12 protein-coding genes are annotated in these 16586 nt (G+C 51.0%); 8 read left to right on the top strand and 4 right to left on the bottom strand.

Going from position 1 to position 16586, the window contains the following annotated elements; translation table 11 throughout:
• The first annotated feature begins 154 nt into the window (after window positions 1-154).
• Window positions 155-703, top strand: a complete 549-nt coding sequence (locus ACTS3T_RS16810) for a P-loop NTPase family protein (RefSeq protein ID WP_377964793.1) — start codon at window positions 155-157, stop codon at window positions 701-703.
• A 7-nt stretch (window positions 704-710) separates the two neighbouring features.
• Entirely contained in the window at window positions 711-1310 is a 600-nt protein-coding gene (dcd, locus tag ACTS3T_RS16805) for a dCTP deaminase (protein WP_377964794.1), read from the top strand.
• Between the two features lie 159 nt (window positions 1311-1469).
• Here the strand turns inward: dcd and ACTS3T_RS16800 are convergent, their stop codons facing one another.
• Entirely contained in the window at window positions 1470-2111 is a 642-nt protein-coding gene (locus ACTS3T_RS16800) for a DUF1176 domain-containing protein (protein WP_377964796.1), read from the bottom strand.
• A gap of 137 nt (window positions 2112-2248) precedes the next feature.
• Here ACTS3T_RS16800 and ACTS3T_RS16795 point away from each other — a divergent pair, with 137 nt between their 5' ends.
• The 4 genes from ACTS3T_RS16795 to ACTS3T_RS16780 all read left to right on the top strand — a co-directional run bounded on the left by ACTS3T_RS16795 (window position 2249) and on the right by ACTS3T_RS16780 (window position 7653).
• Window positions 2249-3187, top strand: a complete 939-nt coding sequence (locus ACTS3T_RS16795; protein ID WP_377964798.1) for a class I SAM-dependent methyltransferase — start codon at window positions 2249-2251, stop codon at window positions 3185-3187.
• A gap of 3 nt (window positions 3188-3190) precedes the next feature.
• Window positions 3191-3820 (top strand): thiaminase II/PqqC family protein, encoded by a 630-nt coding sequence (locus tag ACTS3T_RS16790; protein ID WP_377964953.1) that lies wholly within the window; start codon window positions 3191-3193, stop codon window positions 3818-3820.
• Between the two features lie 83 nt (window positions 3821-3903).
• A complete protein-coding gene (locus ACTS3T_RS16785; RefSeq protein WP_462935272.1) occupies window positions 3904-5586 on the top strand; it encodes a hypothetical protein in 1683 nt (560 codons plus the stop codon).
• Window positions 5587-5934: 348 nt separating this feature from the next.
• Window positions 5935-7653, top strand: coding sequence for a peptide ABC transporter substrate-binding protein (locus ACTS3T_RS16780; RefSeq protein WP_377964801.1), 1719 nt, complete (start codon window positions 5935-5937; stop codon window positions 7651-7653).
• A gap of 52 nt (window positions 7654-7705) precedes the next feature.
• Here the strand turns inward: ACTS3T_RS16780 and ACTS3T_RS16775 are convergent, their stop codons facing one another.
• Window positions 7706-9343, bottom strand: a complete 1638-nt coding sequence (locus ACTS3T_RS16775) for a 2-isopropylmalate synthase (RefSeq protein WP_377964803.1) — start codon at window positions 9341-9343, stop codon at window positions 7706-7708.
• 184 nt (window positions 9344-9527) lie between these two features.
• Entirely contained in the window at window positions 9528-10052 is a 525-nt protein-coding gene (locus ACTS3T_RS16770) for a LabA-like NYN domain-containing protein (protein WP_377964805.1), read from the bottom strand.
• 434 nt (window positions 10053-10486) lie between these two features.
• Between ACTS3T_RS16770 and ACTS3T_RS16765 the strand changes: the two genes are divergently transcribed.
• On the top strand, window positions 10487-12913 hold the full coding sequence (locus ACTS3T_RS16765; RefSeq protein ID WP_377964807.1) for a CHASE2 domain-containing protein: 2427 nt from the start codon (window positions 10487-10489) through the stop codon (window positions 12911-12913).
• A gap of 118 nt (window positions 12914-13031) precedes the next feature.
• On the opposite strand, the gene ACTS3T_RS16760 is transcribed toward ACTS3T_RS16765, so the two are convergent.
• Window positions 13032-14678 carry a FecR domain-containing protein gene (locus tag ACTS3T_RS16760; RefSeq protein WP_377964809.1) on the bottom strand — a complete coding sequence of 549 codons (1647 nt, stop codon included), beginning with the start codon at window positions 14676-14678 and terminating at the stop codon, window positions 13032-13034.
• 576 nt (window positions 14679-15254) lie between these two features.
• Between ACTS3T_RS16760 and ACTS3T_RS16755 the strand changes: the two genes are divergently transcribed.
• Complete coding sequence (locus tag ACTS3T_RS16755) at window positions 15255-16523, top strand: porin family protein (protein ID WP_377964811.1); 1269 nt, start codon at window positions 15255-15257, stop codon at window positions 16521-16523.
• Window positions 16524-16586: the final 63 nt, after the last annotated feature.

Below are 16586 nucleotides of genomic sequence, written 5' to 3'. Positions count from 1 at the left end.
TGCAGATCTGCTTGGCTGATAGATTGCACCAACTAACAATGGCAACTACTATAAAACTGATATAGACGTACTGTCACACACATATAGCGTAATAATCTGCTTGTCTGGACAAAAGTACGCTATATTTGGCCAATCGAGAATTAGTCACTCCCTTATGGTTTCGCAATTAAGGGTAGCTGCCCAGTCAGAACCCGGCAGCCGCGTACATCCCTTGTTCCAGAGCATTGAAGGCACAATTCAGGTCTTTACCTCGGCGCATCGAAATTTCTTTACCAATGTGATGGTGCAAGCGTTGAGAACGGCAGGGCAAGGTACGCCAGTCTTAGTGGTTCAGTTTCTCAAGGGCGGTATTCATCAAGGCCCAACCCAGCCGATGCAGTTAGGCCAAAATTTAGATTGGCTGCGCTGTGGGCTACCGGGCTGCATTCAGCAGGGAGACGTTGATGCCGCTGCCGCCGCCGCGATCACTGAGCTGTGGGATCATACCCAAGCTTTGGTGATGCAGGAGCGCTATACGCTAGTGGTGTTGGATGAGCTGAGCCTAGCGATTAAGTTTGGTCTGATTGCAGAAGCAGCCGTACTAGAATTTTTACGCGATCGCCCGTCTCAAGTAGATGTGGTCCTCACTGGCCCTGAAATGCCTACCGCAATTTTAGAAATGGCAGATCAAGTGACACAGCTACGGCGCAATTTTTTGATTTAGAAAAATCATGATTAAAAACGATACCTGGATTCACCAAATGGCGGCGGCTGGGTTAATTCAGCCGTTTGAGCCAAAGCTAGTCCGACAAATTCAGCTAGAAGGTTTTGCCCAGCCTCGACAGGTAATTAGTTATGGGCTATCTTCCTATGGCTATGATATTCGCCTCTCGCCTGCCGAATTTAGGATCTTTCGTCACATTCCCGGTACCGTTGTAGATCCTAAAAATTTTAGTCCCGACAACCTAGAACCAACAGCGCTACGGACTGATGAAAACGGTAGCTATTTCATTTTGCCCGCCCACTCTTATGGTTTGGGCGTCGCCTTAGAGCGCATTCAGGTACCCGATAACATCAGCGTCATTTGCATTGGCAAATCTACCTATGCCCGTTGCGGCATTATCGCCAATCTCACCCCTGCCGAGGCGGGCTGGCGCGGTCATTTGACGCTGGAGTTTTCCAATTCTTCGAGTGCAGACTGTCGCATTTATGCCAATGAAGGGGTGGTGCAACTCTTATTCTTTGAGGGCGAACCCTGTGCCATCAGTTACGAAACCCGGCAAGGCAAGTATCAGGATCAGCCGGAGGCGGTGACGTTGGCTAAGGTGTGAGGAGGGATGGGGAGATAAAGGAGATGGGGAGATGGGGGGATGGGGAGATGCGGCGGGTTCTTTAGGGTGCAGTTGGTGAACTAACTTGAGGCAGAGCCTCAAGTTAGGCGGCAGAGCCATTAGAGGGGGGCTAAGCCAGAGACTTAGCATCGAGTCTGGTTAGGGATAAACTTGGGGATAGTCTTGTGGTTCGATAAAAGGCGTCTCTTCGCTATCGCATTCTTTTTCGCGGTATTCAATTAACTCCAGCCCTTCACCATTCCACTGATAGCGGGAAAAAGCGCCGCAGTCGCCGAGTCCTCTGGCTTTAGAGAAATTGGTGAGAATTTGGCTCTCTGGATCAAACGAAGGCAGTCCGGCGATCGTACTTTCGCTGATGCGGCTGAACTGTCCGGTTTCGTCAGCAATAAACATATCGAGGGGAAGCGGCGTAATCGTCACCTCTGTCCCTTCCTCCTGATAAACCAAAAACTCATACACCCCTTGATAAGCTGCTAGGTTGCACAAAAACTGCACCAAATATTGCCCTGAGGAAAGCACATACACCTCTGAATCGTCTAGCGTCTCTTCCTGCAAGTAGCCATCACACAGTTCTAATTCATCGGCTCTGGCGTAAACTGCTTGAATAATCTCATCTCGCTGAGCCAGCGGCTCGGCCACTGGCGTCTCAGGGGTAACGGCGGTCGAGGTATCGTTTGGGGTTGAGTCAGTTTCAGCGTCAATGGCGGGATCGGTCTGGCCGCATCCGGCTAAAAGTAGGCTGACAAACAAGGCTCCGTAAGCTAGCTTAAGCGATCGCATTATGTTCTCCTGCGTTTATGAATTCAAAATCTGTTCAAGGTGGGTTAGCCCATTAAGCCACAGCGTTGTCCACTTGTCCTCGCCCAGAATACCTGAATTTCCTCGTACAATAAGCTTCAGCGCTGGCAAGGAGAACAATGCAGGTAAAAGCAAAACCTGACTGGGCAGGCGACGATTTACTGTCGCGGGTCGTCAATCGGTTGATTCAAACCAAACCTATCTACGCTCTGATGAAGCAGCAGGCTCGACAGGTATTGATTAAAACGGCTGAAAAAAAGGGGATTCCCTGGCGACAAAACTACCAAGATTTAGAACTATCGGGGATCCAAGCTGAATTAGCGGCGATCGCCAATCCCGCCATTACCTACCCTGACTACTATCAGGTACCGTTTCACGCCTACGACCAAGGCAACCTTTGCTGGCCTGCCGCCTTTGAAGCCGAGTCTGCCACTTACTCAATGGCGTTGCGGGTTTGGCCGGATGAAGCGCTCACCTATCAGGCAGCTCAAGACAGGCTCAGAAGCAGTTTTCATCAAGTTTTGGCCAAACACGGGCCAGCTCAGGTGCATGACATTTTAGATCTGGGTTGCTCAGTGGGGCTTTCCACGCGATCGCTCCACCGCTACTACAGCCAGATTCAGCCTGTCCGCACCGTTGGCCTTGATCTGTCGCCCTACATGCTAGCCGTGGCCAAAGCCCGCGATCCCCACGGTGAAATTGAATGGCGGCACGGTTTAGCCGAAGCAACGGGGCTACCGGATGCATCTTTTGATTTAGTCACTTTGCAGTTTGTCATTCACGAACTGCCGCGCCAAGCCACCCAAGCCATTTTGTCAGAATCCCTGCGGCTGCTACGTCCGGGGGGAGGGTTGGCGATTGTGGATAATAATCCCCAGTCCGCCGTGATTCAAAACTTGCCGCCAGTGCTGTTTACCCTGATGAAAAGCACTGAACCCTGGAGCGATGACTACTATACCTTTGATGTCGCAGCGGCGATCGTAGCGGCTGGTTTTGCCCCGCCGATTACGGTTGCTAGCGACCCCCGACACCGTACCCTTGTGGCTCTAAAAGCGTAAATGATGTCTTCCCTTACCTGCCAACAACTGCTTCAGCAGCATGACGAGGCTTGGCAAGCCGCCACCGTTCACCCCTTCTTAGTGCAGTGTCAGCATGGCACCATTCAGGCCAACCAGTTTAATACCTGGCTGGTGCAAGATTTTTTGTTTGTCAACGAGTTTACCCGGATGGCAGCGCGGCTGCTGGCATCGGCTCCCTATGCCCACTTCGACACGCTCTTAAATGGGCTGGCGGCTCTGCAAGCTGAACTAACCTGGTTTGAGGCGAAAGCGGCTGAGCGATCGCTGACGCTGCAAGCGCCGCCCCAAGCGACCTGCCTAGAATACTGTCAGTTGATGGCAAGTTTGGCAGACGCCCCCTATGCCGTGCAGGCAACCGCTTTTTGGGCGATCGAGCTGGCCTATAACCAGGGTTGGCAGCGCCATAGCCCCATGCCAGAACCCTATGCTGAATTTGCTGATCGCTGGGGGAATCCAGGGTTTACCGAGTATGTCAAGCTGCTAGAGCAGCAGGCAGACGTGGCACTGGCTGAGGTGGCACCGGAGATACAGCAGCAAGCGATAGCCGTCTTTTTGCAAGTGGCACAGCTAGAGCAAGCCTTTTGGCAAATGGCGTTTACCGGGTCGCCCTAGTCACTCTGCTACTCGTCTACCCAGTGAATTTTTTAGGGCAATGAGTCGGTTTAATGCAAGGCAAGGTTTCTCTTTTAGGCAAGTTGCGGTTCTTTTACCCCAAAGATTGGCAAAATCAGACCCAGATCTGGTTGGGCTTGAGTTTGGCGATCGCCATTTTGTATAGCCTGCCAGCTCTGCAACAAGCATTTGCGGCTGAGTACATTGTCCAAGATGATGCGAGGCAGCATGTCTTTTGGATGCAGCGATTTATCGATCCGGGCTGGTTTCCAGATGATTTGCTGGCAGACTATTTTCAGTCGGTCGCCCCCGGCGGCTACAAAGCCCTGTATTGGTTGGGGGCGCAGGTTGGGTTAGCGCCGTTGACGTTTAATCGGCTGCTGCCTGTGGGCTTAAACTTGATCCTCACGGGCTATTGCTTTGGCGTTACCCTGCAATTGCTACCAATACCGCTGGCCGGATTTGTAACGGCGCTGCTGCTCAACCAAAATCTGCTGTTGCGGGATGATGTGGTGTCGGCCACTCCGGCAGCTTTTATCTATCCGTTACTGCTGGCATTTTTGTATTATCTGTTGCGGCGATCGCTGGGGCCTTGTCTCCTGTCAATTTTGTTGTTGGGATTGTTTTATCCGCAGGGGGTGCTGCTGGTGGTAGCAGTTTTGCTGCTGCGATTGCTGCACTGGCAAAATGGACGATTAAGGTTGCAAGCAAAAAATTATGCCTTATGTGGCTGGGGCTTATTGGTGGCGGTGCTGGTCTTGCTGCCTTATGAACTCAACCCGTCACCCTACGGCCCGGTGCTAACCCTAGATCAGGCGCAAACCATGCCTGCCCTGTTCAAAGGCGGTTGGTCACACTTTTTTGATCCAGATTTTGGCAGCTATTGGTTGTGTGGCAAGCGTAGCGGTTTTTTGCCCGTAGAGTGGTGCGATGCCAAGCTGCTACTGCCTCAAATCTGGCTAGCGGTTTGCTTGCCAGTGGTTTGGCTCAGAAGGCGATCGCCTTTGGCTAAGCAATGGGTCTTATTAGGCCAGGTTTTGGCTGCCTCGGTTGGGTTGTTTGCGATCGCCCATTTATTACTTTTCCGGCTACATTTGCCCAGTCGCTACAGCGAACATAGCTTACGCATCGTCGCCGCGATCGCGGCTGGTTTGGCCGTAGCTGAGTGGCTGCGGCGATCGTTTCCTTTAAGCCGCCGCAGTTGGGCTGTGTTCACAGCAGGGCTTACCTTCTGGGCGATCGCGCCATTGATTGTTTATTTTGCCTTTTTAATTCCGGTTGCGCCTGTGGGCAACTACGTTCGGGGGGAATCGCCACAGCTTTATCAATTTTTTCAAAGCCAGCCTCAAGCTATTCGCATCGCTTCGTTGACCACAGAAACAAACAACCTCCCCAGTTTTGCCCAGCGCTCTATTTATGTGGGGGGTGAAGGGTATACCTTGCCTTACCATCTGGGCTACTACAGCCAGGTGCGCCAGCGAACGATTGATCTCATTAACGCCCAATACACCCCCGACAGCGACGAACTCAAACGCTTTCTTGACCAATCTCAGGTTGATTTTTGGCTGCTCGACCCTGCTGCTTTTAGCCTCGACTGGGTTCAACACAGTCGCTGGCTCAAACAGTATGGTGAAGTAACGCTGCCGCAGCAGGTTTTACAATCTGGGGCTAGTCCTGCTTTGGCTCAAAGCCGCGATCGCTGTACCGTGTTCAAAACCGCCCAATGGCTGGTACTGGCGGCAGACTGTGTGCGAGCAGCCTGGTAAATTCAGACTGGCCCAATAGAGACACAAAGCCAAACGCCCCTACCCAAATGGTCGTTTACTTGCGCCAGGGCCACCGAGTTCCCATTTCGGTAGCCGCCGACCAGCCCAGATAAGCCACCAGCAACCCAATCACGAACAAAAAGGACACAAAATCATCTGGCATCTATCGCTGTCGCCACTAGGTTTGAGACACTTCAATCGCTCAAGCCGCCAGCAGAAAAGCTTGCCTTCTGCCCGCTGCCCTTTACCGCTGCCTTTAACGATGGCTATATATAACAGGTTCTACTCCATTTCTAAACTTTACCTGCTAGGGTTAGCTCATTCATTCTTCAATTTTTAAGCTTAGCGATGATGCGATTGCCTGCGTTTTTAGGACTGAGTTTGGGGTTGCTGGTCGGGTGTGGCAGCGGCGATCGCCCAGCCGCCCAATCCTCAACTTCGCAAACTGCAGCCGATACTCCCCTGAGATTGCTCTACTGGCAAGCCCCGACTATCCTCAATCCTCACCTTTCCAGCGGCTTTAAAGACGCCGAAGCCAGCCGCATTACCTTAGAACCTTTAGCCAGCTTTGACGCGCAAGGCAATCTAGTGCCCTTTTTGGCAGCAGAAGCCCCCACCTTAGAAAACGGCGGCGTGGCTGCCGATGGCCAGTCGGTTACCTGGAAGCTCAAAGAAGGCATTACCTGGTCTGATGGCGAACCTTTTACCGCAGCAGATGTTGTCTTTACTTATGAGTTCATCAGCAACCCAGAAACAGGCAGCACCACGGCAGGTACTTATGAAGTGATTGAAAGTGTCGAAGCCCTTGACGACTACACCGTACAGGTGAACTTTAAAGCAGTGAATCCGGCCTGGTTTCTGGTATTTACGGGTACCGAGGGCATGATTTTACCCCAGCATCTTTACCAAGATTACGTGGGTGCTAAAGCACGAGAAGCCCCAGCGAACCTAATGCCGATTGGCACAGGCCCTTATCAAGTAACTGAATTTAGACCAGGGGATATGGTGATTTATCAGCCCAATCCCAACTATCGCCAGGTCGATCAACTCGCCTTTGAGCAAATTGAGCTAAAGGGCGGCGGCGATGCAACTTCGGCAGCGCGGGCTGTATTGCAAACCGGAGATGCTGACTTTGCCTACAATATTCAAGTCGAAGCACCGATTCTCAAGCAGCTTGAAGCGGCTGGACAAGGGGAGGTAGTTGCTGGGTTTGGAGCTTTGGCTGAGCGGGTGGTGCTAAACTTTAGCGATCCCAATCAAGCCACAGCAGCCGGGGAGCGATCGAGTGTAGAATTTCCCCATCCTTTTTTTACTGATCCACAGGTACGGCAGGCGTTTAATCTAGCGATCGATCGCGAAACGATTGCCGAACAGCTTTATGGGTCAACGGGCAGACCAACCGCCAATTTTCTAGTCGCGCCGGATCAGTTTCACTCGCAAAATACAGACTATGTCTATGACTTAGCCTTGGCGGCTGACTTGCTGGATAAAGCAGGTTGGCAAGATACCAATGGCAACGGCATTCGCGACAAAAACGGGATAGAAATGGCGGTTTTGTTTCAAACCTCAGTTAACCCGGTGCGTCAAAAAACGCAGGAAATTATCAAGCAGGCTTTAGAGTCTATCGGCGTAGAGGTAGAACTCAAAAGCATTGATCCCACCATTCATTTTTCGGGTGATCCGGCCAGTACCGAAACGATTGAGCATTTCTATGCCGATATGCAAATGTTCACCACAGGCAACACCAATCCCGACCCTGGTGCCTATATGAAAACGCTAACCTGTGATGAAATAGCCCAAAAAGCCAACAACTGGTCGAAGCAGAACTATGCCCGCTATTGCAATCCGGTGTATGACGATCTGTGGCAGCAGTCCACCACCGAACTAGATCCGCAAAAGCGCCAAGACTTGTTCATTCAAATGAACGATTTGCTGGTAAATGAAGCGGTGGTGCTACCGATTGTTCACCGCGCCGATGCAGATGCCGTTAGCAATCAGCTAGAAGGGGTCAATATTACGCCTTGGGACTTGCATACCTGGAATATTGCCGAGTGGCGACGGCTGTGATTCAGCCATGGGGGTGCCCAGGTTTTGGCCTGGGCACCCGATCGCAACCCCACTAAACAGCAGTACGTTCGGCATTGGCCGCCAGCATTTCTTCCCGTTGCGGATGCATACTGGAACCCTGCTGAATTGCCGCATACAAGCGGTTGAGAGCGTTGATATAAGCCTGGGTGGAGGCTACCACAATATCTGTGTTAGCCGCGTGGCCGGAGAACAGGCGATCGCCATGACGCAGCCGAATCGTTACCTCACCAATGGCGTCAATCCCAGCCGTAACCGACTGTACCGAATACTCAATTAGCTCGTTAGGAATATCCACCACCCGGTTAACGGCCTTGTAAACTGCATCAACCGGGCCAGTGCCAATGGCGGCATCGGTGAGTTCGGTGCCGTCGGGGGTACGGAGGGTAACAGTAGCGGTGGGCTTGGCATGGTCGCCGCAGGAAACCTGCACCAGTTCTAGATGAAAATGCTCTGGGGCTTGCAGGGTTTCATCGTTGACGATCGCTTCAATATCGCGATCGCTAATTTCTTTTTTCTTATCAGCGACTTCTTTAAAGCGAATAAAAGCCCGGTTGAGGTCTTGGTCGCTGAGTTCGTAACCCAGTTCCCGCAGGCGGGTACGGAAAGCGTTACGCCCAGAGTGTTTGCCCAGCACAATTAGATTGTCGTTCAAACCAATGGACTGAGCATCCATAATTTCGTAGGTGAGGCGATTTTTTAGCACCCCGTCTTGGTGAATGCCCGATTCGTGGGCAAAGGCATTGGCTCCAACAATCGCTTTATTCGGCTGCACCAACATGCCTGTGAGGTTAGACACCAGACGAGACGTTTTATAAATTTGCTGCGTGTCAATATTAGTCAACGGTTCTTCCGACTCCGCCGATCGCCCTAAAAAGGGGTTGTAAAACTGTCGCCGCACGTATAGCGCCATCACCAGTTCTTCTAGTGCCGCATTGCCTGCGCGTTCGCCAATGCCGTTAATCGTACATTCAAGTTGGCGCGCTCCGTTCTTGACGGCCTCTAGAAAATTAGCCACCGCTAAGCCCAAATCGTTGTGACCATGCACAGAAATGATGGCCTGGTCAATATTGGGAACGTTAGCTTTGATGCCTTTGATTAAGTTGCCAAACTCGCTGGGGGTGAGGTAGCCCACCGTATCTGGAATGTTGACAGTGGTGGCACCTGCAGCGATCGCCCGTTCTAAAACCTGATAAAGAAACGCTGGTTCGGAGCGCCCAGCATCTTCGGGCGAAAATTCTACATCTGGTGTAAACGACTTGGCATAGGCCACCATCTCTTCAGCGATCGCCAGCACTTCTGAGCGCGACTTGCGCAGCTTGTGCTGCATGTGAATATCAGAGGTAGCAATAAACGTATGAATGCGACCTTTAGCCGCCGGAGCGATCGCTTTGGCTGCAGTTTCAATATCTTGCTTCGTTGCCCTGGCTAAACCACAAATAATCGGCCCCGTTTCGGTACCCACTGCATCCGCAATCTTTTGGACAGCTTCAAAATCGCCCGGACTGGCAAAGGGAAAGCCCGCTTCGATAATGTCAACGCCGAGTCGGGCTAGCTGCCGCGCAATGGTAAGCTTCTCGTCTACATTTAACGTCGCTCCCGGAGACTGTTCCCCGTCTCGTAGCGTGGTGTCAAAAATTAAGATGCGCTCAGGACTCGGTTGTTGACTCATGATGACTTAGGCTCTCAATAAACAGGAAGCAACTCTGTTTATTCTAGTCCCTGATTTTTAGTTATTTATCAGCCAATTGTGACCCAAACCCAACAGACCAGCCATTTTCCAGAGAATGAGCGTCAGCAAAGAAAAGGCGGGTTTTCTAATCCGCTTTCTCTCTCTCAAACAGTTCGCCAGAACCCTAGTTGTCTGATTTTTCAATAAAAAGTCGAATGTCGTTGAGATCAATGTAGCGATCGGTAGCATTGCGCAACTCTCTCGCAATCATGCCTTCGGTTGAAACCACCGTAATGTGCGTATTTTTAGAGCGCAACAGCTCAATTGCCCGCTCAAAGTCACCATCGCCACTAAACAGCACAACCCGGTCGTACTGTTCAACCGTGTTGAACATATCAACGACGATTTCAATATCTAAATTTGCCTTTTGAGAATAACGACCCGAATTGTCGTCGTAATACTCTTTGAGAATTTTGGTACGCACGGTATAGCCCAAACTAATCAGGGCATCACGAAAGCCGCGTTGATCTTGCGGATCTTTGAGTCCGGTGTACCAAAAGGCATTGACCAGGGTGGTTGCGTCTAGCTCGGTGACAAAATACTCTAATACCTTTTTGGGGTCAAAAAACCAGCCGTTCTTCTGCTGGGCATAGAACATATTGTTGCCATCGACAAATATAGAAAGACGATCTAACGAATGACTAGCCATAAAAAGATAAGGAATTAATTTGAAGTAGGCGACAGGTTAGTATTTTTAATCCAGATTTGGCAATCACCTCAAGCTTTGCTAACAAAGACTGACACCCCAAAAAGTTGGTATTGAGCTAAACGCAGACCCGGTGAGGTTGCGCCCAAATTAAAGCCAATAGCTTTAAGCTCCGCTAAAGCAGTCTAAAATATCCCAGCAGCTCGGTAAGCTGCTAGTTGTTCTGCGGTTGATCTAGATGAAGCTATTATTTAGAAAGATTAGAAAGCGTTTTTCAATAAGCTGACTAGATTGAAAGAGTAGGTTTTACGATATGACGGCCAAATGTGAATAGTTTTAAACATATCTTTAACTATTATAGGCACTTTTACTCGGAATCCCAGGAATATGTTGGCTATCAGGCTCTAAATCTTAGTCAGGAGAAGGTTAAGTCGCTGATGACAGTTTCTTCTAAACCCGCTGCTGCCTCCACCCCTAAAACTAATCGTTCAACCCGCTCTGGACTGGTTTTAGGGATATCCCGCTGGACTTATGGGTTTACGGGTTTTTGGCTGGCGCTTGTCACTGCGGCTGCTTTCTTGGATGTACCGTTAATCCGACTGCTAGAACACCAAAGCCAAACTCTATTTTTTGAGTTAAAAGGCCCTGTTGTTCCACCTGACGATATTGTTTTGCTGACAATTGACGACGAATCGCTGAGTCAGGGTGAACACTATCTAAGTGAGCCAGAAGCCTATGCTGATTTAGCGCCTATCCAGCAGTGGCCGTGGCAGCGTCAAGCTTATGCGATCGCGATTGAAAAGCTTATAGCCGCAGGAGCCAAAGCGGTGGCGCTAGATGTTGTGCTGTCATTGCCCAGCAGCTATGGCGAAGCGGATGACCAGGCTTTAGCTGCGGTACTACAACGCTTTGGCGATCGCGTGGTACTGGCAGCAACCTACGGCGAAATTCAAATGGCTCAAGGTCAGATCACCAAGCCCGTATTGCCAATTCCACAGCTACTCGATACGCCTATTCAGGTGGGCGCGATTCACTTTCCTCTCGAAGCAGACAGCCGCATCCATCGCCAGGGACGGGTATTCATTGACGAGCAAGTCCGCCGGAATGCCGATGTCGATGCCGTTAGCGAACTAACCGATGCCATTACCTCGGCTCTGAGCTTTGCTGAAGCGACTTTGAAGGCGGCTCAAATTGACTATGTGCCAACCAGAGGTGACCATATCTATTTTCACGGGCCAGCCGGAACCTTTAAGCAAGTTCCTTTTTGGTATGTCATTGACGACGATCCGTGGCAAAACACCTTAGACGCTGGCGCTTATTTCAAAGACAAAATTGTTTTAATTGGTTCAACCTCGCAGCTACACCAAGACTTTCACGCTGCCCCGTTTTCGGGGAGTCTGCTTTATCCCACCCCTATGGCGGGGCTAGAAATTTTAGCCAACGATCTGGCAACTCTGCAACAGGGCAAAAGTGTTTGGGTGCTGTCCAATCAGGCTTGGCAGCGAGGAGTCAGTATTCTCTTGGTGGGTGCTGCTTTTGGTGTTTTGCTCAGTTGTTTGCAGCGTCCGCTAACCCGTATCCTCTGTACAGGCAGCACGATGCTGTTGTGGGTTGGGTTTGGGTTTGGCTGCTTTTTGGCCTTTAATGTTTTTGTTCCGGTTACGTCTCCAGTTTTGGCCATCGGGGTGATTGGGGGTGCCAATTTGCTGGCTAGTCTAGCAGGCGATCAGTTTAAGAAGCAGAAGCTGCGCAGTACGCTGGCTCAGTATGTCACTTCGCCGATTGTGCAAGAAATCATTAGCCAGCAAGATGAGTTTCAAGACTTGCTAGAAGTGCGCGAGGCTCAGGTTATTGGCAAAGTTTTGGGCGATCGCTATCAGGTTACCAAGCTGTTAGGTTCGGGTGGTTTTGGTGAAACTTATATTGCTCAAGACTTACAGCGACCGCATCATCCCACCTGCGTAGTCAAACAGCTCAAAATTGTTAGCGACAATCCCAAAATGCACCACTTGGCTCAGCGCCTATTTACTGGCGAGGCCGAAACGCTCGAAAAGCTGGGGCAGCATGATCAAATTCCCCGGCTGCTGGCCTATTTTGAAGCCAACCAGTCTTTTTATCTGGTGCAAGAAATGATTGAGGGCAAAGTTTTGCGAGACGAACTTGACCAACGCCGAACCCTCTCGCAAGCCGACGTTTACGCCCTGTTAGTCGATTTACTGCCCGTAATTGCTTTTGTCCACGCTGAAGGCGTCATCCACCGTGACATCAAGCCTTCTAACATTATTCGCCGCGCCAGCGATAATCGCCTGGTCTTGATTGATTTTGGCGCGGTCAAGCAAATTTCTAACCGTCTGACCAGTACCAGTGCCCGCCTCACTTCCACAATTGGCATTGGTACCCAGGGCTATATGCCCAGCGAACAGTCGGCTGGCATCCCTAACTTTAGCAGCGATATTTACGCTCTGGGCATTACCGCGATTGAAGCCTTGACCGGGACACTACCGCAAATCTTGCAGCGAGACGCTGCCGGAGAAATTGTCTGGACACACAAAATCGAAAATCTCAATCCCCAACTCTGCCAAATTCTCAAGCAAATGACGCGCTACGATTTCAGCCAGCGCTATCGCTCAGCCCAAGAAATTCTCAACGACTTAGCCCAAATTCAGCCCGACCAGCTACCCCACACCGAAATTGAGCCAACCCAACCAACCGCTAGCGATCGCCCGCCCCATCAAGTTGTTATCGAAGCCCATTCTTCCCAACTCGACTCTGGACGCTCCGACGAGCCAGCGACCGAAATGCTGCCCTCTGATTGGGAGCAGCAATATAGCGCCGAACAGACAATAGACACTGAAGAGATATAGGTAAAGGCAGAAGGCTGAGGGCAGAAAGCAGAATCAAAGATTTGCTGTCGGCGGCTTGCAGCCTTTAAGTGGCTCAACCTAATAGCGACAGCTATCCCTTAAAAACTTTTGCTTAAGCTCAAGGCACATTCGGTTGATTACCAGGGTTATTGACCTGCCCAGGGGGCACATCAGGACGATTGCCGGGATTGTTTTCTTGCCCAGGGGGAATGTCGGGACGATTCCCTGGATTGTTAACCACTGGATTAGGAGCCACAACCGGAGCGGTCGGTGAAACAATAGGAGCCGTGGGGACTACTATTACGGGTGTAGTGGGCGTGATCGGATTGGCTGCAGGCGGCAATACGACGGGAGCAGGAGCCGGTACCGGAGAGGGAGCGGGCGTGGGGGCTACTGGCGTACCACCGCTGACACCAGACGGCGGCACCGGAACGCTGGTGGGCGGCTGCACAGGAGTAACCGGACTCACCGGGACTGGTTGAGGCACTTGGGTTGCAGGTGGGCTAACAGGAGGAGTGGGACTAACGGGCGTTGTTGGACTAACGGGCGTTGTTGGGCTGACGGGCGTTGTCGGACTCACCGGGGTTGTCGGACTGACGGGCGTTGTCGGGCTAACTGGGGTTGTGGGGCTAACAGGCGTTGTTGGGCTAACAGGCGTTGTCGGACTCACCGGGGTTGTGGGGCTAACGGGAGGAGTGGGCCGCGAGCTGGGTGAGCCTGATGGTGGATAATTGGGTTCAGTTGAGGTCGTCGGTGCGGGTAGCAAATTTGCGGTATTGGGTCTGGGTCGTTTTTGGCCTATTAATCCAGACGGTAAGTCAGAACGCACTTCGCTCTCTGACGATTGATCAGTTGACACACTGCCAGAGGCGATCGCACTGACACCTGATTGAGCCACGGTTGGCTGGGGATACGCACTAAAAGGGTCAGTGGGAATAATTGCAAACTTGCCTTCTAACTCAGCCGCAGAAGACTCAACTAAGGTATGGGTTTCGTTAGCAGCTAAATCTAAGGTTTCTGACGAATCTTCTACCCTCAAAACCACAAAATCAGGGTTTTCAATCACCGAGGGCGTCTCACCAAAGTTTTGAGACTCAATAGCCTCTGCCGTTTCTGACTGAACAGCCGCTAACGGACTTTCATCGAGGCTAGTAGGGGCTTCGGTTAACTCTAACCCTTCTACTAAAGTGCTGGTTCGGTAAAAAGCTTCTAAATCAAACTGGTAGCGACGAATCGGGCGATCGCCTTCAATGACAGCCATCTGCCCTGCATTGAGGGGAACTAATTCAGAAGCATCACGGTTAGAAGCCACCATAGGCCCCATAGGATTTTGGGTGAGTGCCCCAATAATGGTGGTATCTGTTTCAGGATCGTAGCGTACAAATAAAGCTGAGCCTTGAATGCCCGTCACGGCATTGGGCGTTTGAATATTGGTGCGTCCTCGCCCTGGTGGAATCAGTAATAAAACGGTTCCGTTGGATAAGCGAAAGTTGCGAGTATTGGGAACAAATCGAAACGTAGCTCGCTCTCCAATCCGGGCTAAAGAACCATCGTTAAACCGCAGTTCTGCTCTGGCTGAGATGGCTGTTCTAAGGGCATCCCCCACTCCCATGATGTCTGCTACGCGGGCGGGACGCGCCGAGCGCCCTTGAGGCACCAACTCAACTCGGTTACGAATAGCTTCGACTTGAGCTTGCGTTAGGGGTACCTGGGCCATGACCCGTTTAGGTAAGCCCCAGAGAGCTAAGCTCCAAGCTGCACTCATAAGCAGGAGCATGGGCATGCGAAACATTGGAATCACCCTTGGCTTCAACAAAACGGTAGGCAGATAGCGAAAGCACAACAAACCTGTACGACCATAGCCCGGTTAGAAGCATTTGTCTGTAGCCAGCCTATCCAGGGGATGGCAGACAGAACTGACCTAACCCCAAATCAAGCTCAATCCATGAAGCTGATGCCATTCTACGCAGACCTCTAACGCTGCAAGCTTCTTCCTTTGTGTAGATGCTGGTGGGGAATCTCATGTCTTAACTGTATGAGACGGAACACTGAGCAAGAGGGATTCCCTTTAACAATTCTTGAAGAAAAGAAAGAATCCTGCTAGCTAAATATAGCAATTTTTAGAAAATTGGCTTTATTCGGATCAATTTATTGATAATTTTTCAATGGTCAGCGGGCATGTTAGATAACTGCTCAGTGACTTCGCTCAATGCTTACGGGATGCAGATAAGCCAAACTGTTGTAGATCCCAATCGTTGCTTCATTTTGATGGGAGTACTCAGTGGTTAAGCGGCTATGTGCGCCTTGCTCCCGTTACCTTTTGTTGTCTTTATCGTTATCCATGCCTAGATTAGCGGCAGGTACGAGTATTCTTTTGGCGGCAGGCGGGATTCTGGCTTGGCCCTTCAGTGCGATCGCCCTGAATTCAAACTGCTCCATGGGGGCTTTTCAGCTCGCTAGTGAGTTTGCATCAGCCCCCCAGCAAGGTCTGTCTGACAGCATTCCAGCAACCTCTCTCTGGCAAGAACCGCAGTGGCATGACTTAACGACAGACAAAGCCCCTTCAGACCTCGCCAAAACAGCGTGCTTGTCCAGCCATGCTGTATCGAATTTGGCTGAATCAACACCTAGTACCGTGGCAGCCATACCAGAACCAGGCGCGATCGCCCTGCTGCCAAACACCCCTGCCATCAATACCGTAGAAAGGCTCAGCGACAGCTCAACAGACCTCGAATTTTCAAATGACTTGGCGCTCCCTGCCCTTACCTCGCCGCTGCCTGCAGGCCCCGTTTCTGAACAATTTTCCAAACCTGAAACTGAAGAACCCCCCATTGGCGATCCAGAACTCGGTATTTTGCGTCTGCGCGAAGATCCCCTACCCGTTATTCCCAAACCGCCCACTATTCCTGTCGTCTATTTGCTCGGTCGGGTTGACTATTTAAGTAGTGACAACATTTTTTTGAATGAAGTTAGTCCGATTGGGGATGCCTTTGTGCGACCCAGCGCAACCTTATTAGCCCTACCCCCCATTGGGCCGCACACCTGGTTAGTCGCCTCGGCTGACGTCAGACTGTTACGTTACCGTCAGATAGACATTGCCAGCTACGACGAGTTGCAGCTACAGTTTGGCGTTCGCCATCTGCTGTTTCCTCAAACCTACGGACAAATTAACTGGTCTAACCAACAGCTGTATCGAGCCGGATTTTCCGACCAGTTTTTCAACAGCCATTCTTTAGACTTAGCCATCTGGCGCTACGACCAGTTACTGCCCAAGCTAACCCTGAATAGCTACTATCAGGCACGCTTTAGCTTTAGTGATCCGGATGAATTTAGCCGAATTACCCAGTTTCTAGGCGCATCTGTGTTTTATCAGGTTGCACCTCGGCTGCAAGCCGGACTGAGCTATCAGCTCAACCTATCAGATTTTACTCAGCAAGCCCGCTTTGACGCCTATCACCAACTTACGGCTCAAGCCATTTACTACTTTTCAGCTTCAACACGGCTGCGCTTGTTTGGCGGTTTTAGCTTTGGCGACTCATCAGACAGCGATGTCAATTTTCACGACACTTTGCTGGGTATCACCTTCGACTTTGATTTGCCTTTGTTCTAAATCTCGGCAGCTATAGCTGTAGCCACAAGCGTTGAGGCACTCAAATGACTAAAAGCCACTGAC

Source organism: Almyronema sp., from assembly GCF_052168255.1.
Classification (GTDB): Bacteria; Cyanobacteriota; Cyanobacteriia; order Phormidesmidales; family Phormidesmidaceae; genus Sphaerothrix; species Sphaerothrix epifaneia.
This window is presented reverse-complemented; position numbering and strand designations above follow the sequence as displayed.

Excerpts from the sequence above, each read along its gene's own strand:
- ACTS3T_RS16810 (WP_377964793.1), top strand. The coding sequence starts at position 155 with ATGGTTTCGCAATTAAGGGTAGCTGCCCAGTCAGAACCCGGCAGCCGC.
- dcd (WP_377964794.1), top strand. The coding sequence starts at position 711 with ATGATTAAAAACGATACCTGGATTCACCAAATGGCGGCGGCTGGGTTA.
- ACTS3T_RS16800 (WP_377964796.1), bottom strand. The coding sequence starts at position 2,111 with ATGCGATCGCTTAAGCTAGCTTACGGAGCCTTGTTTGTCAGCCTACTT.
- ACTS3T_RS16795 (WP_377964798.1), top strand. The coding sequence starts at position 2,249 with ATGCAGGTAAAAGCAAAACCTGACTGGGCAGGCGACGATTTACTGTCG.
- ACTS3T_RS16790 (WP_377964953.1), top strand. The coding sequence starts at position 3,191 with ATGTCTTCCCTTACCTGCCAACAACTGCTTCAGCAGCATGACGAGGCT.
- ACTS3T_RS16780 (WP_377964801.1), top strand. The coding sequence starts at position 5,935 with ATGATGCGATTGCCTGCGTTTTTAGGACTGAGTTTGGGGTTGCTGGTC.
- ACTS3T_RS16775 (WP_377964803.1), bottom strand. The coding sequence starts at position 9,343 with ATGAGTCAACAACCGAGTCCTGAGCGCATCTTAATTTTTGACACCACG.
- ACTS3T_RS16770 (WP_377964805.1), bottom strand. The coding sequence starts at position 10,052 with ATGGCTAGTCATTCGTTAGATCGTCTTTCTATATTTGTCGATGGCAAC.
- ACTS3T_RS16765 (WP_377964807.1), top strand. The coding sequence starts at position 10,487 with ATGACAGTTTCTTCTAAACCCGCTGCTGCCTCCACCCCTAAAACTAAT.
- ACTS3T_RS16760 (WP_377964809.1), bottom strand. The coding sequence starts at position 14,678 with ATGAGTGCAGCTTGGAGCTTAGCTCTCTGGGGCTTACCTAAACGGGTC.
- ACTS3T_RS16755 (WP_377964811.1), top strand. The coding sequence starts at position 15,255 with ATGCCTAGATTAGCGGCAGGTACGAGTATTCTTTTGGCGGCAGGCGGG.